General features: G+C 37.4%; 24 protein-coding genes and 5 tRNA genes. 21 read left to right on the top strand and 8 right to left on the bottom strand.

Translation table 11 applies throughout. The features are described from left to right. Positions 1-428 precede the first annotated feature (428 nt). Complete coding sequence (locus BET01_RS19720; protein WP_207667662.1) at positions 429-692, bottom strand: hypothetical protein; 264 nt, start codon at positions 690-692, stop codon at positions 429-431. 267 nt (positions 693-959) lie between these two features. Between BET01_RS19720 and BET01_RS19715 the strand changes: the two genes are divergently transcribed. Beyond that, positions 960-1262 (top strand): hypothetical protein, encoded by a 303-nt coding sequence (locus BET01_RS19715; protein WP_158585111.1) that lies wholly within the window; start codon positions 960-962, stop codon positions 1260-1262. Positions 1263-1407: 145 nt separating this feature from the next. Here BET01_RS19715 and BET01_RS19710 read toward each other — a convergent pair. Then, positions 1408-1480: transfer RNA gene (locus BET01_RS19710), tRNA-Asn, on the bottom strand. A 53-nt stretch (positions 1481-1533) separates the two neighbouring features. Beyond that, a tRNA-Leu gene (locus BET01_RS19705) sits at positions 1534-1617 on the bottom strand. 159 nt (positions 1618-1776) lie between these two features. Between BET01_RS19705 and BET01_RS19700 the strand changes: the two genes are divergently transcribed. From BET01_RS19700 to BET01_RS19690, 3 genes are all read left to right on the top strand, one after another. After that, a tRNA-Leu gene (locus BET01_RS19700) sits at positions 1777-1860 on the top strand. Between the two features lie 47 nt (positions 1861-1907). Beyond that, positions 1908-1991 (top strand) — tRNA-Leu (locus BET01_RS19695). 138 nt (positions 1992-2129) lie between these two features. Further along, positions 2130-2213, top strand: a tRNA-Leu gene (locus BET01_RS19690). A 44-nt stretch (positions 2214-2257) separates the two neighbouring features. On the opposite strand, the gene BET01_RS19685 is transcribed toward BET01_RS19690, so the two are convergent. Both BET01_RS19685 and BET01_RS19680 read right to left on the bottom strand, forming a co-directional pair. Further along, positions 2258-3898, bottom strand: coding sequence for a sensor domain-containing diguanylate cyclase (locus tag BET01_RS19685; protein WP_120198583.1), 1641 nt, complete (start codon positions 3896-3898; stop codon positions 2258-2260). 196 nt (positions 3899-4094) lie between these two features. Then, a complete protein-coding gene (locus BET01_RS19680; protein ID WP_120198582.1) occupies positions 4095-5315 on the bottom strand; it encodes a 6-phosphofructokinase in 1221 nt (406 codons plus the stop codon). A gap of 952 nt (positions 5316-6267) precedes the next feature. On the opposite strand from BET01_RS19680, the gene BET01_RS19675 reads away from it, so the two are divergent. Further along, positions 6268-7011, top strand: coding sequence for an alpha/beta fold hydrolase (locus BET01_RS19675; RefSeq protein WP_120198581.1), 744 nt, complete (start codon positions 6268-6270; stop codon positions 7009-7011). 250 nt (positions 7012-7261) lie between these two features. Beyond that, the gene (locus tag BET01_RS19670) at positions 7262-9328 is read left to right on the top strand and encodes an SPFH domain-containing protein (RefSeq protein WP_120198580.1); all 2067 of its coding nucleotides are present in this window, start codon (positions 7262-7264) and stop codon (positions 9326-9328) included. 576 nt (positions 9329-9904) lie between these two features. Here BET01_RS19670 and BET01_RS19665 read toward each other — a convergent pair. Further along, on the bottom strand, positions 9905-10441 hold the full coding sequence (locus BET01_RS19665) for a nitroreductase family protein (protein WP_120198579.1): 537 nt from the start codon (positions 10439-10441) through the stop codon (positions 9905-9907). A gap of 123 nt (positions 10442-10564) precedes the next feature. Here BET01_RS19665 and BET01_RS19660 point away from each other — a divergent pair, with 123 nt between their 5' ends. The 14 genes from BET01_RS19660 to BET01_RS19590 all read left to right on the top strand — a co-directional run bounded on the left by BET01_RS19660 (position 10565) and on the right by BET01_RS19590 (position 19012). Then, on the top strand, positions 10565-10918 hold the full coding sequence (locus BET01_RS19660) for a winged helix-turn-helix transcriptional regulator (RefSeq protein ID WP_120198578.1): 354 nt from the start codon (positions 10565-10567) through the stop codon (positions 10916-10918). A 525-nt stretch (positions 10919-11443) separates the two neighbouring features. Next, positions 11444-11773 carry an LPS biosynthesis protein gene (locus tag BET01_RS19655; protein ID WP_120198577.1) on the top strand — a complete coding sequence of 110 codons (330 nt, stop codon included), beginning with the start codon at positions 11444-11446 and terminating at the stop codon, positions 11771-11773. Positions 11774-11994: 221 nt separating this feature from the next. Continuing rightward, a complete protein-coding gene (locus BET01_RS22615) occupies positions 11995-12213 on the top strand; it encodes a GFA family protein (protein ID WP_456298621.1) in 219 nt (72 codons plus the stop codon). 112 nt (positions 12214-12325) lie between these two features. Next, positions 12326-12862, top strand: coding sequence for a cysteine hydrolase family protein (locus tag BET01_RS19645; protein ID WP_120198575.1), 537 nt, complete (start codon positions 12326-12328; stop codon positions 12860-12862). 107 nt (positions 12863-12969) lie between these two features. Next, on the top strand, positions 12970-13644 hold the full coding sequence (locus BET01_RS19640; RefSeq protein WP_120198574.1) for an HAD family hydrolase: 675 nt from the start codon (positions 12970-12972) through the stop codon (positions 13642-13644). Positions 13645-13818: 174 nt separating this feature from the next. Next, entirely contained in the window at positions 13819-14274 is a 456-nt protein-coding gene (locus BET01_RS19635; RefSeq protein ID WP_120198573.1) for a GNAT family N-acetyltransferase, read from the top strand. 487 nt (positions 14275-14761) lie between these two features. Next, positions 14762-15085 (top strand): glutaredoxin, encoded by a 324-nt coding sequence (locus BET01_RS19625; protein ID WP_120198572.1) that lies wholly within the window; start codon positions 14762-14764, stop codon positions 15083-15085. A gap of 487 nt (positions 15086-15572) precedes the next feature. Then, the gene (locus BET01_RS19620; protein ID WP_120198571.1) at positions 15573-15935 is read left to right on the top strand and encodes a hypothetical protein; all 363 of its coding nucleotides are present in this window, start codon (positions 15573-15575) and stop codon (positions 15933-15935) included. A 24-nt stretch (positions 15936-15959) separates the two neighbouring features. Beyond that, positions 15960-16415 (top strand): VOC family protein, encoded by a 456-nt coding sequence (locus BET01_RS19615; protein WP_120198570.1) that lies wholly within the window; start codon positions 15960-15962, stop codon positions 16413-16415. Positions 16416-16430: 15 nt separating this feature from the next. After that, the gene (locus tag BET01_RS19610) at positions 16431-16817 is read left to right on the top strand and encodes a hypothetical protein (protein WP_120198569.1); all 387 of its coding nucleotides are present in this window, start codon (positions 16431-16433) and stop codon (positions 16815-16817) included. A 43-nt stretch (positions 16818-16860) separates the two neighbouring features. Next, positions 16861-17628: a GNAT family N-acetyltransferase gene (locus BET01_RS19605; protein ID WP_120198568.1), complete on the top strand. Its 768-nt coding sequence runs from the start codon at positions 16861-16863 to the stop codon at positions 17626-17628. 137 nt (positions 17629-17765) lie between these two features. Continuing rightward, positions 17766-18269, top strand: a complete 504-nt coding sequence (locus tag BET01_RS19600) for a GNAT family N-acetyltransferase (protein ID WP_120198567.1) — start codon at positions 17766-17768, stop codon at positions 18267-18269. 3 nt (positions 18270-18272) lie between these two features. Beyond that, on the top strand, positions 18273-18695 hold the full coding sequence (locus BET01_RS19595) for a GNAT family N-acetyltransferase (protein WP_120198566.1): 423 nt from the start codon (positions 18273-18275) through the stop codon (positions 18693-18695). Positions 18696-18808: 113 nt separating this feature from the next. Beyond that, the gene (locus BET01_RS19590; protein WP_120198565.1) at positions 18809-19012 is read left to right on the top strand and encodes a holin; all 204 of its coding nucleotides are present in this window, start codon (positions 18809-18811) and stop codon (positions 19010-19012) included. Between the two features lie 68 nt (positions 19013-19080). Here BET01_RS19590 and BET01_RS19585 read toward each other — a convergent pair whose 3' ends face one another. Both BET01_RS19585 and BET01_RS19580 read right to left on the bottom strand, forming a co-directional pair. Then, positions 19081-19392 carry a hypothetical protein gene (locus BET01_RS19585; protein ID WP_120198564.1) on the bottom strand — a complete coding sequence of 104 codons (312 nt, stop codon included), beginning with the start codon at positions 19390-19392 and terminating at the stop codon, positions 19081-19083. Between the two features lie 12 nt (positions 19393-19404). Then, a complete protein-coding gene (locus tag BET01_RS19580; RefSeq protein WP_120198563.1) occupies positions 19405-20667 on the bottom strand; it encodes a Y-family DNA polymerase in 1263 nt (420 codons plus the stop codon). A 274-nt stretch (positions 20668-20941) separates the two neighbouring features. On the opposite strand from BET01_RS19580, the gene BET01_RS19575 reads away from it, so the two are divergent. Further along, positions 20942-21937, top strand: a complete 996-nt coding sequence (locus BET01_RS19575; protein WP_120198562.1) for a LacI family DNA-binding transcriptional regulator — start codon at positions 20942-20944, stop codon at positions 21935-21937. Positions 21938-21946: the final 9 nt, after the last annotated feature.

Below are 21946 nucleotides of genomic sequence, written 5' to 3'. Positions count from 1 at the left end.
CGACATGATATCTGAATGCTTACTTTATTGCCCGGCGGCAATATATTATTATTTATTTGCTTCATTATAATTTATCTAATACAGTTTGTCAATCGGTTTTTATTATGAATTTGAATAAAGAAAATATAGTACTCTGGTATCAAAAGGAATCAGAGTAAATACAGTTGGGCTTGCCACCACGTATGTTTATTTGGCAAGCAATGACTCTTCCTATGTGACGGGTCAGGCACTTCGTGTAGATAGCGGTTCGACCATGCAATCTTCTATTAAAAAAACTATGCTCCTCTCTGAATAAACAGTTTTCTAGCGTGACTGTTAGCTGCAGGGAAGAGCATGATTAAACGAAAGATAACATTTTTTTCTGCCAAAATAGATCGGAATATATTGTATAAATAAAACAGGCATTTCTATGGGTTGGCTTTTCTGATTTAGCGGGAGCAGGTAAACATATCAATTCGGTTTAAAGAAATTCCTGTATAAGACCAGCCAAATCTTCTGTCCCAACGAAAGCCTGACACACTGTTTCTCCAAATTTGGATGGGGAAAAACCAGAATTCTTGGCCGTTACGCATCCAAACATAAGTGAATCTACCAATACAATATCTGATAGAGCCGGCGTCCACCATTTTGGTTCCTGAACGCATCTGAGCCGGTCTCTGAGGTGGCGTAGAAGGAGGTGGACCCATTGGCATTGGGCCTCCTGTTGAATTATTATTAGGGGAGAATGGGGGCATATTATTACATCCTTTTTTTATTATTCATACTTATAATATATGAAGTGGAGCCAAAGCAGTTAATGAAAAATTAAATTCATTTTATTGTCATACTTCACGCAACATGACATGGAATCACATCTTGTCTGCCGATTTCATACAATAAGGTATAATTAAAAAGAAAAGAGGTGTAATGTATGGGCTGTTTTTGGGGTTCTTGTAACAATAGATGTAATTGGAATCACAATGGTTGTGGCAACTGGAATCATGACGGTTGCAATGATAACGATCATGATTGTGAAGAGGAAAGAAAAAGAGCTTACTGGAAAGGCTTTTGGGATGGCTGTCGCAGGTGTGGAGGCAATAGGGATAACAATTGGGATAATAATTGGGATAACAATAGGGATAACAATTGGAATAACAATAATGATGATTGTGACTGCTGATTTTAAAAGAAGCGGAAGATCTACAGGAGATAGAGACCTTCCGCCCGATAATATGGGTGCCCGTAAACACCTAAGTACTACCTTGACAGGTATGTACGTTTAATATTATTCAGTGTCTGAAAAAAATATACCAATTGCCATAAATATAAAGAGCTGCTGTATAAAGAAGTGATAGCGTCAATTACATTGACCTTTTCTTTTACAGCAGCTTTTATAATAAAGAAATCACACCTTAAGTGTGATTAAAACTCCCCGAGTAGGACTCGAACCTACGACCTAACGGTTAACAGCCGTTTGCTCTACCAACTGAGCTATCGAGGAATACATCATCTATTATACCCCAATTAAGAGGTTTGTCAATAGAAAACTAAAAATGCGGGAGATGGGACTTGAACCCACACGATCATACAACCACAAGATCCTTAGTCTTGCCTGTCTGCCAATTCCAGCACTCCCGCGCAACGAAGGTAATCTTATCATCCTTTGGCATAATTGTCAATATTTTTTGAAAAATTCATACAAAAAACTATTTGAAAAAAAATGGAAAAAAACATATTGACATAACAGGGCTTGTATACTATAATAGCTATTGTTGTCGCGAAAGATAACAACGAAACGCAGAAGTGGCGGAATTGGCAGACGCGCACGGTTCAGGTCCGTGTGGTAGCAATACCCTGAGGGTTCAAGTCCCTTCTTCTGCATGAAACCTTACAGAGTGTCATGGCTGTCTGGTTTTGTAAAATGACGTGCGGGAGTGCTGGAATTGGCAGACAGGCAAGACTAAGGATCTTGTGGTTGTATGATCGTGTGGGTTCAAGTCCCATCTCCCGCATTAAAAGTTGGAATCCTTATTAAGGGTTCTTTTTTTTATCCAGATAAGATAGTTTTAATACAAAAAGCACATGGTTATTTACTGGGTGTGTAGCACTATAATTGTAGGAATTAGTTATTAAATTCATACAACTAAGACGCAGAAGTGGCGGAATTGGCAGACGCGCACGGTTCAGGTCCGTGTGGTAGTAATACCCTGAGGGTTCAAGTCCCTTCTTCTGCATATACGAAAAAGTCCTTTGGTTAGACCAAAGGACTTTTTTGTATTCAACATTCCTTCATACTCATTCCAGGCTCAAAAACAGCGTATTGATTTCGTCCATGCTTTTTCGCATGATAGAGAGCAATATCTGCTTTTTCATATAATTCTTCAAAGCTGGTTCCATCCTCTGGGTACGCAGCGGTTCCCAAACTCCCGGAGATGTGTACTTCTGGTTCCAGGGCACTTGTAATAAGATTGCATAAATCCTCCAGCTTGGTATATAAGTCTATGCTGTAAGATACATCCTTTAAGAGGATAATAAATTCATCTCCTCCCAGACGCCCAAATATGTCTTCTCGCCTTAATGCAGACTTTAATCTGGAAGCAGCCCTGTGCAATGCCTTGTCACCAAACTGATGTCCGTAGCTGTCATTTAATTGCTTGAAACGGTCGATATCAAGCATTATGAGGATATGATGGGTAGGGCAGTTTTTAAAAGTATGATAAATGGATCTTATGGCGGTTGCCCGGTTTAGGAGTCCTGTAAGGGAATCCAGTTCTGATAGCTCCTGCAAAGAGATTGCTTCCCGTTTGGTATCATCAATATCCTTGATTAGAATAAAGGCCTTGATCGAGTCCGTATAAGGGTCACAAACAATCTGAACGGTTCCAAGTGCCCAGAAGATGCTGCCATTTGACCGAATACGTCGGTGTTCTATATGTAGAGAACGATTCCCTTTATAATAATGATGGAGAAGTTGGTCTTTATTAAAAAACTTCAGATACATTTCCTTATCTTCCTCATAGATAAACTGTTCAGCGACAAAACCCATGATTTCAGAAAAGGTATTGGATGCGTAATCTGGCAGTTTGGTTTGTAATTCACCAATGATTTCTTCAAACAAATCAAACTTAATGTTGTACTCATAGTAACCAATGCAATTTCGTTTCTGTTCATTCATGTACTCCATCCACCTTTGGTAGGCCAGCTCTTTTTCGTACTCATCGGTGATATCCTGATAAGAGATGATGCTGCGGATAGGAGCTTTTTTATCAGTGAATACAAGAGAATAACGGGTGGAGAACCAACAGAATTTGCCACCGGTTTTTAGACGAACAATGCACTTTCCTTCCGGTTTTTCAGCCTCCATTGATCGAAAAAACTCAAGAAAATCATCCACACTTTCCTTATGCACAATATCATTTTCAATAAGGAATTCAGGAGATAGAGATTGAGCGTAGGGGAATGGAAAATTTCTAGAAAATTCCGGGGTAGGAGAGATGGTTCTAGAAGTAATATCGTAAATGCTGACGAGACAACTGGAATGTTGAGTTGCAAGGCGATATTGTTCTTCTCTGAGCCGTAAGCGCTCCTGGGACTTCTTTAAATCCGTAATATCTGTAACAGCACAGTATAAAAAGTCCTCCTCCAAAACATAATTGGCATCAATGGATAGCCAGATACTAGATTCTTCATTTCTTGCCTTAAATTCTAAAGCAAACCGATTTATCTTACTTTTAAGTCGGTCTTTGACTTCATAAACGATTGCCTCATAATCCGCTTCGCAGACAAGATCTTCTAAAAAGGCGTGCGGACAGAACCAGGTCTTGATGGTCTGGTTACAATAGAGGATTGAAAAAGGCTCCTGGGCTTTTAGCTTCAGTAAGCCGCAGGGAATGCGGTCTAAAAACATTTCTTCATTCATTTTCACTTGCTCCCATAGGTGCTTTTTAAAATAAAATAGGCTTTATTTAAAATATATGAGACATGCAGTAAAAAAATGCAGAATATTATTACAAAAATATAAATAATGTTTTATTTTTCATTTGTATTGAAACCCAAAAGGATTGCAACCCTAGCCCATATAATTATGGACAAGAAATGCAATCCTTTTTTGTTGCTTAATTATGTCTGTAAAGGTAAACTGGAAGGCCACTCTCCATGGCTCTTTCTGGCTCGCCCTGAATAAGGGGGAGTGCGTAATGGAAAAATTCTTCTGTAACATCAGATCCGTTGTTACAGATCCATTCATCAGGGAATAATTTTTCCTTATTACATACTTCATTTACGTCTACAGTAACGCATTCCATGGTATAAGGTGAATCAGCAGTGCGATTGAAAGCAATCATCATTCCTGTGATGCCTTTTAAGGCGGCTTTTATTCCTTCGGTACCTGCTTGTACGGATTCTTCAATGTCGATTGCAGATGCCAACATGCCGCTGCACCTCTGATTGACATTTAGCTCTATAGAACGTACCTTTACGCCGAAACGATCTCTTACAAAGTTTTCCAACATCTTTCCGCTTCCTGTCAGCATCTTGTGACCGAACGTATCTAAGCGGGCTTCATCCGCATACTCACAAATAAATTTACCATGGGAATCTGAGAGACCTTCGGATACACAGATAATGATAGAATTTCTTTTTGCTAAAGCGGATTCTACATCGGAAGCAAATTGTTCAAAATCAAAATCTGATTCAGGAAGGTAGATAAGTACAGGGTTATCACCTACAAATTTTCTTGCCAAGGCACTGGCTGCAGTAAGCCAACCTGCATGGCGACCCATTAATTCTATGATAGTGATTGATTTCTGCTGGTAAACAGAAGCGTCCAGTACGATTTCTCGGACCGTATTTGCTACATATTTAGCAGCGCTGCCATATCCTGGGGTATGGTTGGTAAGTACTAAATCATTATCAATTGTTTTAGGGATTCCAATGAAACGGATATCACTCTGATGATGGGCAGCATAACGAGAAAGTTTACTTACGGTATCCATGGAATCATTTCCGCCAATGTAAAAGAAGTATCCAATCTCCATGGTGCGAAACTTTTCAAACAAAGCAGGGTAAAATGGGGAAGAGAGATCATCCGGAAGCTTATAGCGGCAAGAACCCAAATAAGCAGCAGGAGTTAATTTAAGCAGCTCCAGTTCTTCTGCGGTTAAGTCATTTGATAAATCCATATAATTACCGGACATGAAGCCTTCGATGCCATTAATCATGCCATAAACCCGGCCAATTTCTTCGTGAGCCATTCCTTCTTTAATTATGCCGTAAAGGCTTGCGTTGATTACAGCGGTGGGACCACCGGATTGTCCTACGATTGCATTTTTCTTCATGTAATATATCCTCCAGATTTGCGTATGCTTTGGGCACGTCTCCTATTCTATAATAGAACGTGTATCTTTGCAACGGTCATTTCCTTATAATTACTACCTTTAATGGCAAAGTAGCGAAAAAACCTACAAGGACTATTGATTTAGGAGAGGATGGGAAATGGAGGAAGATAAACAGAAAAACCCTTTAAAAAGGGAGGAGCCGGTGAAATGTGGGTTTCACCGGCGAGTTATGAAAAAAAGTTTTTCATTAAAACAAGTTTTGGGGTTGCTCTTGTTTATGATTTAAGTATATAGGAAAGATATGAAAAAAGTTTGTAGAACTTGTAAATAAAGTTTGTACGGCATGTGAAAAAACTGTGAAGTATAAATGATAGGGATTTATAAATGATTATAGTATATGTTCTAAAGAGTTGAAGCAATACCTACCTATTATATGTAAGCACCGTTGTAATTGATATATTGTTGATAAGAACAGGAAGGAATTTATATATCGAGAATTATTAAATATATAGGTTCAATCTGTCTAATCAGATTCTTGTTATGGGTATAATGTAAAGCTGATAAATAAAAATGTAAAGAAAACTAATAACGATCAGTATTGAGTTGGAGGTTTTTATTGTCATAAATCAAATAAACAGAGAGTTATTTTTTTGATAATGTACACACTGGAAAAAGAATATTGATATTTGGTATCATAAGGAGTAATATGGCATTAAGGATATAGAAAAAATTGACGTATCCCATTACAATGGTTATAGCTTTATTTAAAGCTATTTAATTCGGCGTGCATGCTTATAGACAAACTTTATTCTGTACTAACATCCATAATAATAAGAATAATGTAACTTGTCGGAGTGTAAAAATATCGCCACACTGTTGTGATATTTTATTCTTATATGCCATTTATTAGTACGGCCGTATATTAGGTAGGCGAAGGGGTGAAGGTGTAGAAATGATATTTAGAGAGTTTGGTGATAAAGCGCTACCTACAATTATTTTGTTACATGGCGGAGGGCTTTCCTGGTGGGCTTTTACAGATATAATTCCTCTACTGAAAGAGAAATACCATGTTGTGACTCCAATTATAGACGGACATGGTGATGATGGAAAAACAACTTTTATAAGTATAGAAGAATCTGCTCAAAAGCTCTTACAGTACATTGACACAAATATCAATGGAAATGTGCATGCCCTATGCGGTTTGTCTTTAGGAGGTCAAATCATCATTGCTGTTCTTTCACGGAGAATGGATATTGCAAAATACGCCGTTATTGAAAGCGCGATGGTGATTCCTCCTGGCAGTTTGACACGTCTTCTAGCTAAGAGCAGTGGAATGTTTTATGGACTTATACGATATAAATGGTTTGCAAAATTGCAGGCAAAGGCTCTTTACATCAATAAAAATTTATTTAATCAATACTTTAACGACAGTAAAAACATGTCAAAAGAATCTTTGGTGAATATTAGTATAAGTAATGTTGGCTACAAGGTACCGGTTGGACTTAAGTACTCAAAAGCAAAGGTAATGATTATTATTGGTGGAAAAGAGATGAGAATTATGGATAAGTCGGCTAGAAAGCTGATAAGTATTCTTCCTCATGCTCGGTTGTGTAAATACCCTGGTATGAAGCATGGCGAGTTGAGTCTAGCTAGGAGCAAAGAATATATAGCGCTGATTAATCGTCTTATAGAATAAAGGAGAGATTTTGTGTTAAAAGCAGAGATCCCTTATGTTTTTTCTCCTGATTGTTAAGATTTACGGAGCAAAACCACGATTCAACTGGCTCATACCAGACAAAGTGGCTACTGCTTTTTGTTCTTTTATTTTTATCGGTATTTTATATCTGAGAGTATTCTAAGGCCTGGTAACATAGCTTCTATCATAATATATTTTACCACAAGCCATTATTAATGTATCAACAAAATTAGATTAGGAGGAATTATTTATGGAACAATGGCTAACGATAGCGGGTATTTCAGTGGGAATAGTTGTACTGTTTTACCTGCTTATTTTCAAAATTTTGGGGTTAAGAGTGATCAGTTCTAATGAGGTAGCTGTAGTAGAAAAATGGTGGAGTCCAAAGGGTTCTCTTAAGGATTCTATTATAGCTCTAAATGGTGAAGCAGGGTATGCGCCTGGACTGCTGCGTGGTGGCATCCATTTTAAGTCGGTTCTGATGTACAAAATACATAAATACCCCCTTATTACAATTCCGCAGGGACAGATTGCCTATTTATTCGCCCGTGATGGTTCTCCACTCGCCCCGGTGCAAACTCTGGGTCGTATTGTGGAGGAAGCAAATAATTTTCAGGATGTTTCAGGATTCCTTAAAAACGGCGGACAGCGTGGTCCACAGAGGGGCATTTTGAGGGAAGGGACGTATGCAATTAATTTGGCTCAGTTTATTGTAATTACCCCCAATTACATCAAATCTATCTCCAGCAACTTCAAGCAGGATCAGAACGAATTGGTCAGTATGCAGAAAACACTGGCTGACAGGAACGGGTTTACACCTGTGATAATCATGGGCAGAAGTAATGAGTCCAGTGACATGATGGGCATAGTCACAGTGCATGATGGAACGTCTATTCAGCAAGGGGAGATTATCGCTCCAGATATGGGCGAACAGCATGCGAGCTTTCAGGACCCAGAGAAATTTCTGGAGCTTGGTGGAAGGCGAGGGAAACAGATTCAGGTCTTAACGGATGGTACCTATTACATTAATCGCCTATTCGCTACTGTTGAATTCCGGACTAAAACAGTCGTTCCCATTGGATTTGTGGGCGTTGTGGTCTCTTTCTTTGGCCGTGAGGGAGTGGATACCTCGGGAGAGAACTATAAGCATGGAGAACTTGTCAGCGTTGGCTCTAAAGGTGTACTTGAAAAGCCTCTGATGCCCGGAAAATATGCTTTTAATACTGATGCTGGTAAAGTTGTACTTGTTCCAACAACCAATATCATCTTAAAATGGAACAAAACTGAAACTGGCGATCATAAGTATGATGAAAACCTTACGGAAGTGGATATTATCACCAAGGATGCATTTGAGCCCTCACTGCCACTCTCAGTTGTAATGCATATTGACTATAAGCAAGCACCATGGGTCATTCAGCGTTTTGGCGATATCGGAATGTTGGTAAACCAGTCTCTTGATCCGTTGGTCAGCGCATATTTTAAAGATGTTGCACAGACAAAAACTCTTATCGAACTGATACAGGAACGTAGTGCCATTCGTGAGCGTGCAGTCTTAGAAATGAGGGAGAAATTTGATAAATATAATCTTCAACTGGAGGAAGTTTTAATTGGCACGCCTAAAACCACAGTAGCCGATACCCAAATTGAAAACATTTTAATGCAGCTTAGGGAACGACAGATCGCCGAAGAAAAAAGGGTCACCTACCAAAAACAGCAATCCGCAGCGGAAAGCGAAAAATCTCTGCGTGAAGCGCAGGCAATTGCAGAACAGCAGAGTTTCCTCACCAAATCCAAAATTCAGATTGAAATTGAAGGTAACAATGGTGCAGCTCTTGCAAGTCGAGCCGAGGAGGAATCCAACCAGATCATTGCGCTAGCAAGAGCCAATGCATCCAAAATCAAGCTGGAAGGCGAGGCGGAAGCGTTCAAGGAATCAAACGTAGGTTTAGCAAAGGCGCAGGCCATAGAGGCACAGGTCAAAGCTTATGGCGGCGCTGAATTCCGCGTCATTCAGGAGGTTACGGATAAGTTGGCTGATGCCATTAAAAATACTACGGTCGATATTGTTCCTAAAACAGTTGTTCAGATGGGGAATAGCGAAAACGGCTCCGGCGGCAATAGTACTGTCATGGATACCCTGCTCAAATTCATTACATTGGATAAACTTGGAGTATCCTTACAGCATATTTCTGAGCCTTCTACTACCGCACAGGCAATTGAGTCCATAACGCAGCCAAATCAAGGTGAAGATGTACAACGAAAGGAGACAGAAGCTACGAAAGGGGCGGATGTCAATACAGAAACAGTTACCAAATAAAAAACGGGATTTTTTAGTGAAGTTTTCTGTGCTTTTATAATTCGGTTATCCCTCCAGACTTACTAGTTTGGAGGGATTTTGCACTAATGGGTGTAAAAATAATTGATTCATTATTATTAGATACAGCTAATCAAAGCGTTTATACAGAATATAAAGAAAACTTGCTCTTTTATGACTTGCTTTTCTTAAACAAATGAGAGAGAAAGCAATTAAAGAAAAACATCTTGACGAAATATTGGTTATTGGTTTTTTGCAGCTTACTAATATAGTGGTCAATTATGTTACTAAAATTAATTCTGTGGCATACAAAAAACCACGAAACCTATAGCAATGGAGGAAGGATTTGAGGTAAGAGCAAATTAGATGATTGTGTTAATTGGTTAAATAGCAATTTTCTTGACTAAAATACTGCATAAAAAAACTACTAACTTAATTACTGATAGCTAGTAGTTTTCTTCCGTTTTCATTAGTGGCCTCACATTATGCTCATAATATGTCATTTAAGCTTACTGTGAAGTTTATGTCCAATAGCTTGCAAAACGGAGTATCCATCTCCTTTTTAGCTTAGAAATGCTTTTAATTAATTTCCTTTTTAAATGAGCGATAAAACACCGTATGTGTAAGATCAAATTTTTGGTTGTGCATGCTACTGGGTTCAGCCTCCGGAGCCGGGTAGCCAATCGGCATCAAACTCAGTATTTCATAATGAGCTGGAATATTGAAATTCTCCCGCAACAGATCAGGATTGAAAAGGCCCACCCAAACGGTACCAAGACCTAAATTATGAGCCTCTAGCATCATGTGTGTTAGCACAATGCTTGCGTCAACCTGTCCGTAGGGCCGTTTATCTCCGTAATGATTGTTATTCTCCACGGATTGATCATAACAAACCAGAAGCAGCAATGGGGCGTTGAAATGACATGGTGTGCACAGCTTCATTTTTTCAAATGCATCTCCACCTTGAATAACCACAATCCGCTGTGGCTGTCGGTTTCCAGCAGTGGGAGCAATCCTGCCTGCTTCCAATATTTTGTTTAGTTTGTTCTTCTCCACTGGTCTATCACTGAATTTTCGAACAGAATACCTTGTGTAAATGATATCGTTATAGTCCATCTTTTTTCCTCCTATTCAGGGTTGACTTATTTGTTTCCATTTACAATAATGATTATAAACGGCAAGGAAGTAAAAAAGAAGTACGCACATTTTTGTTTCTTAAATGAAAGGATTCGATATAACATGAAAAAACAGTCTGATAAAATAGAACCATATTACCCAGAAAAATGTCCAGTCATACGCGCGCTTGATATCTTAGGGGGAAAATGGCGGTTGGCAATTATATGGGAACTTTCTCGCTTTGAAAGCATGCGTTATAATGAACTCAAGCGTCATCTTGTTGGAATTACAAATATTATGCTAACCCGATCACTGAAAGCTTTAGAGCAGCATCGACTGGTGACCAGAAAAAAGTATTGCGGAACATCTCCGCATGTAGAATATTCTATTACGGAAAGCTGCAAATACATTCTTCCTGCCCTTGAAATCATTAATGAATGGGGGAAAGCAAGGGTTAAGGAAAATAGTATTGATTAAAAATATCACAAATCCGAACCTAAACATGAGCTTTCCATTGGCATTCCGTGAGACTCAAATTGGTAAAACACGCCTTAAATGATCATCTACTCCGATAACTACAACCTGCATACATATGACCTGCACCTGGATTTGTTCCATTGTACCTAGTACTAATACCAATAATTCCATCTTCCCTTACATAAAAAAAGTGCCCTCCAGTTGTGCGACAACCACAACAAATCTAATATTTCCCTGTTCTATTACAGGTTTAAAGGGAGACGGCACTGTGACTGGCAAGTCGGCACTGCTATATGCTGTTATGGTAGGGTATGTCAGCCGCAGCGATCGCAATCCGGAGTGAAACGATACCAAGTGATTCCGAAACATATAAATTTGATGAGCATAAAAAACTAATTCCAACAGATGGTTCGTTGCTTAAATTGCTATTTGACGGATTACTGTACTTTGAAAACTTAATATTGATAGTTGGTAGAATTTGAGTTAAAATTATAATTATATAAAAATTACTAAGGTGGAGTCATTATGATTATAGATGGAAATGAAAAAGAGAAAGAGGCTATGATTGCTTTTCATCGAGGAAACAGAGCAGAGGGATTGAAGCTTCAGGAAGAATTTGCAGCACAATTCCGAGAAGAATATAGAGAAAGTGATCATTGCTCATGCAAAAAGGCTTGCAGATATCATGGGAATTGTAAAGAATGTGTAGCAATTCACAGAGCACATCAAGAGCACTTGCCAAATTGTATGCGGCCGATTGTGAACCAAAAGCTTAAACTTCTTTCGGAACTTACCGAACATACACTTGCATATGAAATAGAGCCGCCAAAGGAAATTTTAAGACGAGAAAAATAATTGAAAAATCATAAAACTACTAACTATCAGTATTAAGCTGGTAGTTTTTGTTGTAGTAAATCTAGAAAACTGAGATTTTAATAAGTAATCTGCAAGAGCTTGAGAGTAAAGAACAATAAATATTCCAATTATCTGTACAATTAATAGAAAATAAGCGGCCATAGATAGAAACCTCTTGATTTTTAATTTAAGTATATAACGACGATTATAAATGGTAGTAAATTATTCATTGCGTTTGTGTTGCTATTGAAATTGTTATCGAAGAATATGGTGATTTCGTCTATAATTTCCATTGTAATAATTGTCGCCGCTTGAATTCGGAGCCAGTGCTTTTTGTTCACCTTGGACCGAGAGAGTATGTGATATTATTGATAGGGAAGAAAAAATCTTCATATATCAAAAAGAGGAAGTTCAAAATGGTTAATATGATGGTTGGTTGAAAAAGTGAAATTCAATGCATTTATGTAGGTCGGACATTATATATTGACAGCTAGTAGAAATATCTATATTCTATCTATATAGATATTTGCTGAGGCAATGGAGGTTTAGGAAATGGTTTTATTAGTCGTGGATACACAAAAGTTGCTTGTTAATAATCAACTATACAACCTTGGAAATTTCATTAAGAATATAAAGGATATAATCAGTACAGCAAGAGAAAGCAAAATCGAGGTTATTTACGTTGTCCATGATAATGGAAGTGGAACTGATCTCACTCAGGGCAAAGAAGGTTTTGAAATTTATGATGACTTTAAGCCTCTAGGTAATGATAAAGTATTTATTAAGAATGTAAACAGTTCATTTAAAGGAACAGGTCTATTGGAATATTTGAAAAATAAAAATCAGAAAGAAATCATAGTTGTAGGTTTACAGACAGACAAATGTATTGATGCTACGATAAAGTGTGGCTTTGAGCATGGATTTCATATGATAGTTCCAGCTAATGCTAACTCAACAATTGACAATGAGTATTTAAGTGGGAAAGATAGTTACAAGTATTATAATGAATTTATGTGGAATGAAAGGTATGCAGACTGCATTTCTCTAGATGAAACCATAGAAAACATGAATAAGTATATGGCTATTTAATAGAAGTTAACATAGACTACTAGCTGATAATATTAGTTAGTAGTTTTTTATAATAGAATTTCTTACTAATATAAGTAAAAATATGGAATTCAAGGGGGTGTTAATAGATGACAAAAGCAATCTTTTTTGATTTGTTTTTTACTTTAGTTTATCCTGGATATTTAAACGAAAATGAAAATGATGTCATTGGTATATCGTTATCTGAATGGGAAGGGTATGCCGAAAACAATGTATTATATGATGAAAGAGCGAAAGGCAAGATAAAAAATGATAGAGAGATCATTGATAAAATAGTTAATAGGATGCCATATAAATTGACGGAGTTGCAAAAACAGGTCATTTTAGAGAAACGGGAAGAACGTATGAAGAAGGCATTATTAATAGTGGACAATATGATTCTGGAGATTCTCCAGAAAATTCGCGCAAGTGGCATCAAGTTAGGCATTATAAGCAATGCTGATGTAATTGATATAAAATATTGGAATGATTCTCCGCTGTCTGAACTTTTTGATCTGGCATTATTCTCGTGTGATGTAGGAATGGTAAAGCCTGAAGCGGAAATTTATCAATTTGCTATGAAGAAGTTGAACGTAAAGCCTGAAGAAAGTATTTTTATAGGGGATGGTGGATCAAATGAATTATATGGTGCTCGAAGTGTAGGGATGAAAACTATTTTTACTGAGTATTTAGATTGTAAATCAAAAGATCAAAAAGAATTAATTGAAAAATATGCAGATTACCATATTAATAGCTTTGATGAAATCTTAAGATATATGGATTGACAATATTTAGTTTTATATTTGGGATAAAAATACTAAATATCATCTTATTGTTAATAAAGATCAAGTGAGTTAAGAGCTGATGAATTACCGTATACTATATAAACAATATTGTTAGTTGGTAGATATTTTGTTCTACATATAAGTATATCGTAATTTGTATATGAAAGGAAAGTTATGAGATTGAGGTTTGTAAAGGCTAGTAAGAAAGATGCAGATTTAATAGTAGAAATTTATAATGCAGCATTCTATGATGATTTAATAAAATACGGAGAATGTCCTGCTTATGGGAAAACCAAAGAACAAATGGAAGCATCGATTGAAAAGTTCCCCAAATTAATTGCTTTTTATGAAGATAATCCTGTTGGGGTCATTTCCGTTGATATCAAAGAAAAGGGAGTTTATTATTTGAGCTGTCTTTGCGTTATCCCTACATATCAAGGTAGAGGAATTGGAAAACAGGCATTTCATTATTTGTTAGACTTATATAAAGATTGGAAGAAGATAACTTTGATAACCCCTGCGGACAAAGAGGAGAACATAAAGTTTTATACAGAAAAATGTGGTTTTATAGTGGATGGTACAGAAATGGATGGAAATATTAAAATGGTACATTTTTCATTAGAGCGATAGAACTAGGAGAGGTCATTATGCGAGATGATATTATAAAATATTTATGCGAGGAAGTCGAGGTAGGTGCCAATTGCCATCAAACCACTTTGGCATAGGGTGCTTTTATCATATACAGAAATTTAATTATGATATAGATAGAATCAAACTTATCCAGCAATGTATTAGGAATCACAGAGGGAGTGTATTAAACTCAAAAATAACAATAGAAGAATTGTGTGTTGCCGATGCCGATGCTATTTCTCACTTTGATAATGTCCCAAGTTTGTTGTATTTAGCCTATGTAAATAAAAAACTAGGAATTGATGAAGGAAGAAAATTTGTTCCGCTGAAATGGATCCGGTTTCACTGATTATTAGAGTCATAGGAATTGTTTTCGCTAGTATTAGCTATATATCACATTGACGTGATGAAGGAGTAAGCCTATAATAATAGGGTAACAATAACAAAAAGAATAGCATTTACTACTGATGCAGAATGTGAGGCAAATATGAAGATAACTATGTACGGGGCAGAAATTTGTCCTGATTGTGTAAAATCCAAGAAAAGCTTATTAGCACTTAAACATATTGAACTTGAATATAAAAATATCATAGGCGACACGGCTACATTAAAGGAGTTTTTAGCTTACCGTGATAATGATACTATTTTTCAGGAAATTAAGGATTCTGGCAGGATTGGAATCCCATTCTTTATACTGGAAAATGGTGAAAAAACCTTTGATATAGGAGAGTTTGTTGATCTGCCTACGGAGAATGAGGATTTAGAAAGTTATGCGTCTTCTTGTTCTATCGATAATAAGGGTCAGTGTTAATTAAATCAGTATGTATTTAATTATTCATATATCACTGCTTTAAAATTGATGTTTTTCCATAAGCGATTTATTATAATTGATAATTATCTAGATATGCGCTCGGCTCCGGCTGGGCGCATTTTATATGTATGAAAGTATTACATATACGAATCCTATAGAGTGGTTTTTATGAGCCGAGTAACTTTAGTGGAGAACAAGCGAAGTCGGGCATGATATGTTGGACAAAAAGTTGGTGTCAAATGTATCATAGTATCATATATTTAAAATATAATATTGATAGTTGATTTATTTGCTGATAAAATGAAATGATACCAATAATTTACATTTATCTTTTTTAATAACCAATGTACTACCGTTGATCTATGAAATAACATTTTCGTATATGCTTTAAAAATCCAAAATCTTCTTTCATAATCCAAATTGGGGCCTCTAAATTTCGATCAAATAAAACTATAAATAATAATTTAATATAGAAAAGGAGAAAAATATGTTAGATTGGATTGAAACTCGACCAATTGTAAAGGCGTTACTAGAAAACGAGAGGAATTCTAACAGTGGGAAATATAATGGAGAACGATGTTTTCTAACTGCTTATCAGATTGCCATATTAGTGGATAAAGAGAATCCTGAAGTCAGAGGTAAATTACCAATTGGAGGCAAAGGTGTTGGGCCAGATAGTTTTTCCCGTCAGATCGCGTGGCATTTGTCCCAGGAAATTGATGGTGAGTACTTTGAGGGAAAGCTTGAGATTGGTTTCTTTAGCCAAAGTGGGCTTGAAGATTTTACTTTTGATGGTGGTCATCAACCATCATTAAATGAGTTCTCAATGTTTCGATTACGAGAAATCTAATAACTTATGGATGAAAGGAAAAATATGTTTCGATATGTACATACCAATATAATTGCGAAAGATCCAAATAAGCTAATTGCATTTTATAAGAAAGTCCTCCATTGTCAGAGCATCGACGAAAAAAGGGACTTAAAAGGAGAGTGGCTAGATAAGCTTACGAATCTAAAGGATGCTCATATTGTTGGAGAGCATCTACTGTTGCCTGGTTATGGAAGCGACCATCCGACACTGGAGATCTTTTCTTATGATACAATTAAAGATACTGTAATTGCAGAAATCAACCGGCCTGGTATAGCTCACCTTGCGTTTGAAGTAGATGATGTGGAAATGGTTTTAGAAGAAATCATACGCGCAGGAGGAGGAAAAGTCGGTGAGGTTGTTACAGCAGAATATCCGGATGACATAGAAGCGGTATTTGTTTATGCAAAAGATCCGGAAGGAAATATCATTGAACTGCAGAGCTGGAGGAATAAAAGATAGAACAGGAGAAAATGAATGGAAAGATATGAAGTTGGTTTAAAGAAAAAGTCGTTTTCCTTATCTTATAATGGAGGAGAGATCTGGTGTGAACACTTGGATTCTCTCTATGATAAAAAAGAACTGCTAAAAGAAAAGTTTCATCAGGATTTATTAAATATTGGCAGACCATCCACCAGCTCTTTTCTTGCGGTTGTACTAGATGAGTCAGATGTTGACCTTGAAATATTAGAACTGATCGTGGAAGGGTTTGTGGGCTTAAAGAAGCAAATCAGAAAAGTGGTTTTTGTGGGATTAACAGCAAAAATGAAAAACTATATTAAGAAAAGAAAGACAAGCACTCTATTTGCCATGACATGTATTGATGATCTTGAGAAGGCGAAAGAGTGGCTTATTACGAAGTAGATGATACAAAAGAGTTTCTTGTATCACTTATGGAAGGGGTACTATGAGAAATAAAGATATTATTGAAATTGCGATGCAACAGTCTGCAATTGACAGCAATTGTTCTATGGATGATTTTATGAGGGCAGATAATAAAATTGTGCTCTCTGGAAAAAATCCGGATGCCAGAAGATATTTGAAATTACCATTTCACTGTGATTTGACTTCCTATGGCAATAACATTGTGGCTTCTGTTTCTGAAGAACTAAAAGAAATTGTGGAAAAGTACATAGAAAAGTATCCTGTTGAACATTGCTTTGAGACGCCTAACCTGCTTGTTCTCATTGAAAAGCTAAAACCTTTTGACTTAAATGTTTGTTTTATGGCAGAATATTTTTTACCAGACATGAACTCCTTAAAACGTCTTTCCTGTGGGTATGAAACGAAGCTTATGCATCCGGAGGAATTGACTGAGTATTATCTTCCTCAATGGAATAACGCGTTGACTCAAAGTGATCCACAACGGGACAAGTTGGCAGTTGGTGCGTTTGATCATGGGAAACTTATTGGACTTGCAGCGTGTTCGGCTGATTGCGATACCTTATGGCAAATAGGGATTGATGTTCTGCCGGAGTATAGAAAACAGGGGATCGCCTCTAGCCTTACCAGTAACTTAGCCACTCAGTTATTAGAAATGGAAATAGTACCTTTTTATTGCTGTGCATGGTCAAATTTGAAATCTACGAGGAATGCAATAAAAAGTGGTTTTCGGCCTGCTTGGGTACAAGCCACAGTGAAAGAAAATCAATTTATTGCAGGAATGAATAAATAATAGCTAAAATTCTCTCCACCATAGAATGCTGACTTTTCATGAGAGTCACATCTTTTCCTGTTTGAAAAATGAAAATCCTCAAATGGATTTTTACCTGTGTGTCTGCCATTAATATAACAGTTTTTTCGGAGGAGTAAATGGACATAAAATACCGTGTACCTGCCCTAGATGAAATTGAAATGCTTAGCGAACAAATCAGGGTCAGCTATGTATCTGCTTACAAAGGGCTTATGGAGGATGAATATCTGTCCTCACTAAAATCGGACCACTGGGCGCCAATCTTACAAGAGAGCGTGCAGAGCGGTGACACCTGCCTTGTTGCAGAACTTGATGGGGTAATGATTGGAAGTACTGTGTTTGGAACTGCCGATGATGGAAATGAGCGATTTGCACAATGGCATGCATTTTATTTGCTGCCTCAATACATTGGCATTGGCATCGGGCACTTGTTTTATCAGAAAATCGAAGCCGAAATGGTGATGCAAGGGTGTAAGTATTGTGTTTTAGAAGTTTTATCAGCCAACAACCGGGCAATACAATTCTATCTTTCTCATGGATATCATAAAGCAGAAGTGTATGAAATACAAGAAAATGAAATGACATTATCATGCGATAAAATGACAAAAATTTTAAGGGGCTGACCTATGGAGTATGAGATAAAAGAGAATATTCTGACTGCAAAGGATTTTGTTCGATTGAGAGTATCTGCAGGTTGGGGAGAACTATTGGAACAACAAGCACAAGATGCCTTAAAAAACTCATTGTGTACAATTGCGGTAATGGATCAGGGTCAGGTGATTGGAATGGGAAGGCTAGTTGGTGATGGAGTTTTAATATGTTATGTTCAGGACCTTGTTATTCTTCCTAAATATCAGGGAAAGGGCATCGGAAAATCCATAATGGAACGATTGATTGCCTATACAAAGGAGCACGGGATTCCAGAGACAAATTTGACCATGGGACTTTTTGCTGCCAAAGGGAAAGAAGAATTTTACCAAAAGTTTGGATTTTCCATTCGACCAAATGAGAACCGGGGAGCTGGAATGGAACTATCTATAAGGATCTAGAAGCAATTATACAGACCAGGGACATGTTTCCCCATTAAATGGTGCTAGTCCCCTGATCAAGCGCATATTTTATATTAGAGCATAAAATATCAGTAGAGAAGGAGGACAAGTAAATGGATAAGGAATATTGGAAGAGATGGATCCGGGCCGCAGGAATCCGGGCGATTAAAACCATGGCCCAGACAGCCGTAGCTGCCATTGGAACAACTGCAGTGATTTCAGGCGTTGACTGGGCACTGGTGGGCTCCACGGCCGCCCTTGCCGGCATCATGTCCCTGCTTACGTCTATTGCAGGGCTCCCAGAATTAAAAGTATAGTGTTTAAAGTAAAATGGCCCTTTGGGACTGGAATAATTCCAGATTCAAAGGGCCTGTTTCTTACCCAATTAAATCACCATGATCCATTTACAAGCTTCCATATAAAAAACCAGTTTAAATCTACATAGAATGCCGCCTATTATAGCTTCACATTCATATTCCTTTGACGGGATGCCAGAATAATTTTTATCTTCTGTATATTTGATATTTAAAGAGGAGACGGTCTGTATGATTCCATCTTCGCCTTCAAACTTAAAACTTAAAGGGATGGGGGTGCAAGTGGAAGTAAACCACGCTTTGCAGGCAATGTGATACAGCTTTCCCCTAATTGCACCGCTGTCAATATCTTTTACATTGGTTCCGATCCCGAATTTACCCATATATCCAACCTCTTATATAATTATTTCATTGCTATAATTCACCGTTCTTTTTTCTCTGCTGACACCCCCGCTCATATGATCAACGGCCTTGGTCTGTACAAAGCTGGCTCTTTTAATACTGTCTGTACCAAAACGTTTTCTGATTTCATCGATAGCTTTGTCAAGCCGTTCTAGCTTCTCATAATCTGTTTTATCAAATAGGTTCAACTGGCGGTTGGTCTCGCTGGTTACTCGACTTGTGTGAATGCCCAAATGGCGTATTGGCACATTATCCCACATTTCATCAAAGATCTGGCAGGAGGTCTCAAAGATCTCTTTTGTTATATCGGTGGGCGCGCCAAGGGTTTTCTGGTGTCCGCAGTATTCAAAGTTGTAATTTTTAATGCCCACAGATACAACACCGATTTTTACGCCATCCTCTCTCAGTCTTGCGGACACGGTTTCCGCCAGAGATAAAAGGACCAATTTGGCTGTGTTGGAATCGGTGACATCAAAGGAAATAGTAGTGCTGTTTCCGTATCCCTTGTTAGGAGGAGGGTCTGGCTCTACGGCGGAAAAATCAATTCCGTTTGCAAAGGACCAGATAACTTCTCCATGCTTGCCAAAATGATTTTTAAGGATAGAAGGATCTGTTTGAGCCAGTTCTCCAATGGTCTTAATTCCTAGGTTGTGGAGTTTTGCAAAGGTAGCACGACCTACGAAAAACAGTTCCGATACCGGTAAGGGCCACATCTTTGTTTGGATTTCACTTTTCCATAACGTATGAACTCGATGGGGCTTTTTAAAATCTGATGCCATCTTAGCCAAAATTTTGTTGTTGGAAACACCGATGTTTACAGTGAAGCCTAATTCTTTATAAATTCGTTCTTTCATATCCTCAGCTGCTTCTGTGGGTGTTCCAAATAAGGAATTTGTCCCGGTCATATCTACAAAGGCTTCGTCAATGGAGTATTGTTCCACGGAAGGGGAATATTGTTTTAAAAGATGAAGAAAGGCTTCCGAGGATTTCTGATATAGATTGTAGTTTGGAGGAACCATAGTCAGGTCAGGGCATTTTCTCACGGCCTCCCACACAGCCTCCCCCGTTTTAATATTGTATTTTTTTGCGGGTATGCTCTTTGCCAGAATGATACCGTGCCTCTTTTCCGTATCTCCGCAGACCGCAGACGGTATTTCCCGCAGATCTAGCTTACCACCAAGATGATGCAGTCGGTATACGGCTTCCCAGCTTAAAAATGCTGAATTTACATCAATGTGAAAAATTACTTTGTCCATATGACCACCTCTGTTTTTATTATATTCGAATATATGTTCGAATAATAGAGGAAAATTCTAGAAAAAACTAAAATAAAGAAGTGGATCTCTACAGTCAAAATGTGGAGTTGCTTGTAGTGCTTAAGAATGGAAGAATCTAAAATGTTATATATTGTTACAAAAAAATACAATATAGGACGATATGATTATGAAAAATATGAAAAATGCATTGACAAAAAGGATAAAGAATTGTATATTAAGAAATAGGAAACCGTTTTCCGCAGGAGGCAATTTGATGGTATCTATAAACGATGTAGCGAAAAAGGCAGGAGTAGCAAAATCTACAGTATCTAAGGTTTTGAACAATTATTCTCTGGTGAGTGAAGAGACTAGATTAAAGGTGGAGAAAGTTGTTGAAGAGTTAGGATATGTGCCGAACTCAGTTGCAGTATCCCTTTCTAAAAAGGAATTTAACCGGGTAGGACTGATTGTTGATATCCGACATAATAGCGAGTTTGTCGAAGAAATCAATATGCAGCACTTGACAGGCGCTTTTGAAAAAGCAAAAGAATATCGCATAGAAGTGGTGACATTTTTTAGTTCTCAGTTTGAGGAGATGAGTTACCAAGAGGTTACTAATTTTTTGAAATCCCAAAGGATTAATTGTTTGATTATATATAATTTATCCATAGAGAATAAGAACATATATAAAATTATTGAGAAGCAAGAGTTTTTTTGCGTTTTAGTTGATTCTCCGATCACTAATGCAAGAACTTCATCTGTATCCATTGACCACTTTCAGGCACAGTATGATGTAGCAAAGAAGACTTTTGATGAAAATGATTACATTAATAACGTACTTTATATTGCGGGTGGTGCAGGCGGATATATAACGGACCGAAGGTTAGAAGCCATGAAGAAGCTGCAGGGAGAGTACCATTTTGAACTTATTATAAAGTATGGTGATTTTAATGAATATAAAGCAAGAGAGATCACACAAAAGTATGCTTCCAAGATCAATGTGGTTGTATGTGCATCAGACTTAATGGCTATCGGTGCGGTGTTTGCATTGACGGAGATGGATTTATTCCGTCCTGTATGCGGTTTTGATGGCATTCGATTAATGGGATATACACAGATTGAGATGAATACGGTGAAACAGGATTTTAGCAGAAAGTCCAAGCAGGCTTTTGATGAACTCAAGAAATTGCTTAATGGAGAAACTGGCAGACATGTTCTGATACCTTATGAGATATGTAAAATTAATTATATGGATGTTATTCAGAAATAGGAATAACAT

It is taken from the genome of Lacrimispora algidixylanolytica, assembly GCF_003609635.1.
Classification (GTDB): domain Bacteria; phylum Bacillota; class Clostridia; order Lachnospirales; family Lachnospiraceae; genus Lacrimispora; species Lacrimispora algidixylanolytica.
Note: the sequence above shows the minus strand (reverse complement) of the source record. Positions and strands in the feature narration are given on the sequence as shown.

Bases quoted from the DNA above. Each gene is read 5' to 3' on its own strand.
- BET01_RS19575 (WP_120198562.1), top strand. From the start codon at position 20,942: ATGGTATCTATAAACGATGTAGCGAAAAAGGCAGGAGTAGCAAAATCT.
- BET01_RS19610 (WP_120198569.1), top strand. From the start codon at position 16,431: ATGGAAAGATATGAAGTTGGTTTAAAGAAAAAGTCGTTTTCCTTATCT.
- BET01_RS19635 (WP_120198573.1), top strand. From the start codon at position 13,819: ATGAGATTGAGGTTTGTAAAGGCTAGTAAGAAAGATGCAGATTTAATA.
- BET01_RS19685 (WP_120198583.1), bottom strand. From the start codon at position 3,898: ATGAATGAAGAAATGTTTTTAGACCGCATTCCCTGCGGCTTACTGAAG.
- BET01_RS19660 (WP_120198578.1), top strand. From the start codon at position 10,565: ATGAAAAAACAGTCTGATAAAATAGAACCATATTACCCAGAAAAATGT.
- BET01_RS19675 (WP_120198581.1), top strand. From the start codon at position 6,268: ATGATATTTAGAGAGTTTGGTGATAAAGCGCTACCTACAATTATTTTG.
- BET01_RS19585 (WP_120198564.1), bottom strand. From the start codon at position 19,392: ATGGGTAAATTCGGGATCGGAACCAATGTAAAAGATATTGACAGCGGT.
- BET01_RS19615 (WP_120198570.1), top strand. From the start codon at position 15,960: ATGTTTCGATATGTACATACCAATATAATTGCGAAAGATCCAAATAAG.
- BET01_RS19645 (WP_120198575.1), top strand. From the start codon at position 12,326: ATGGTTTTATTAGTCGTGGATACACAAAAGTTGCTTGTTAATAATCAA.
- BET01_RS19625 (WP_120198572.1), top strand. From the start codon at position 14,762: ATGAAGATAACTATGTACGGGGCAGAAATTTGTCCTGATTGTGTAAAA.
- BET01_RS19680 (WP_120198582.1), bottom strand. From the start codon at position 5,315: ATGAAGAAAAATGCAATCGTAGGACAATCCGGTGGTCCCACCGCTGTA.
- BET01_RS19605 (WP_120198568.1), top strand. From the start codon at position 16,861: ATGAGAAATAAAGATATTATTGAAATTGCGATGCAACAGTCTGCAATT.
- BET01_RS19620 (WP_120198571.1), top strand. From the start codon at position 15,573: ATGTTAGATTGGATTGAAACTCGACCAATTGTAAAGGCGTTACTAGAA.
- BET01_RS19720 (WP_207667662.1), bottom strand. From the start codon at position 692: ATGCCAATGGGTCCACCTCCTTCTACGCCACCTCAGAGACCGGCTCAG.
- BET01_RS19665 (WP_120198579.1), bottom strand. From the start codon at position 10,441: ATGGACTATAACGATATCATTTACACAAGGTATTCTGTTCGAAAATTC.
- BET01_RS19600 (WP_120198567.1), top strand. From the start codon at position 17,766: ATGGACATAAAATACCGTGTACCTGCCCTAGATGAAATTGAAATGCTT.
- BET01_RS19580 (WP_120198563.1), bottom strand. From the start codon at position 20,667: ATGGACAAAGTAATTTTTCACATTGATGTAAATTCAGCATTTTTAAGC.
- BET01_RS19715 (WP_158585111.1), top strand. From the start codon at position 960: ATGGTTGTGGCAACTGGAATCATGACGGTTGCAATGATAACGATCATG.
- BET01_RS19655 (WP_120198577.1), top strand. From the start codon at position 11,444: ATGATTATAGATGGAAATGAAAAAGAGAAAGAGGCTATGATTGCTTTT.
- BET01_RS19670 (WP_120198580.1), top strand. From the start codon at position 7,262: ATGGAACAATGGCTAACGATAGCGGGTATTTCAGTGGGAATAGTTGTA.
- BET01_RS19640 (WP_120198574.1), top strand. From the start codon at position 12,970: ATGACAAAAGCAATCTTTTTTGATTTGTTTTTTACTTTAGTTTATCCT.
- BET01_RS19590 (WP_120198565.1), top strand. From the start codon at position 18,809: ATGGATAAGGAATATTGGAAGAGATGGATCCGGGCCGCAGGAATCCGG.
- BET01_RS19595 (WP_120198566.1), top strand. From the start codon at position 18,273: ATGGAGTATGAGATAAAAGAGAATATTCTGACTGCAAAGGATTTTGTT.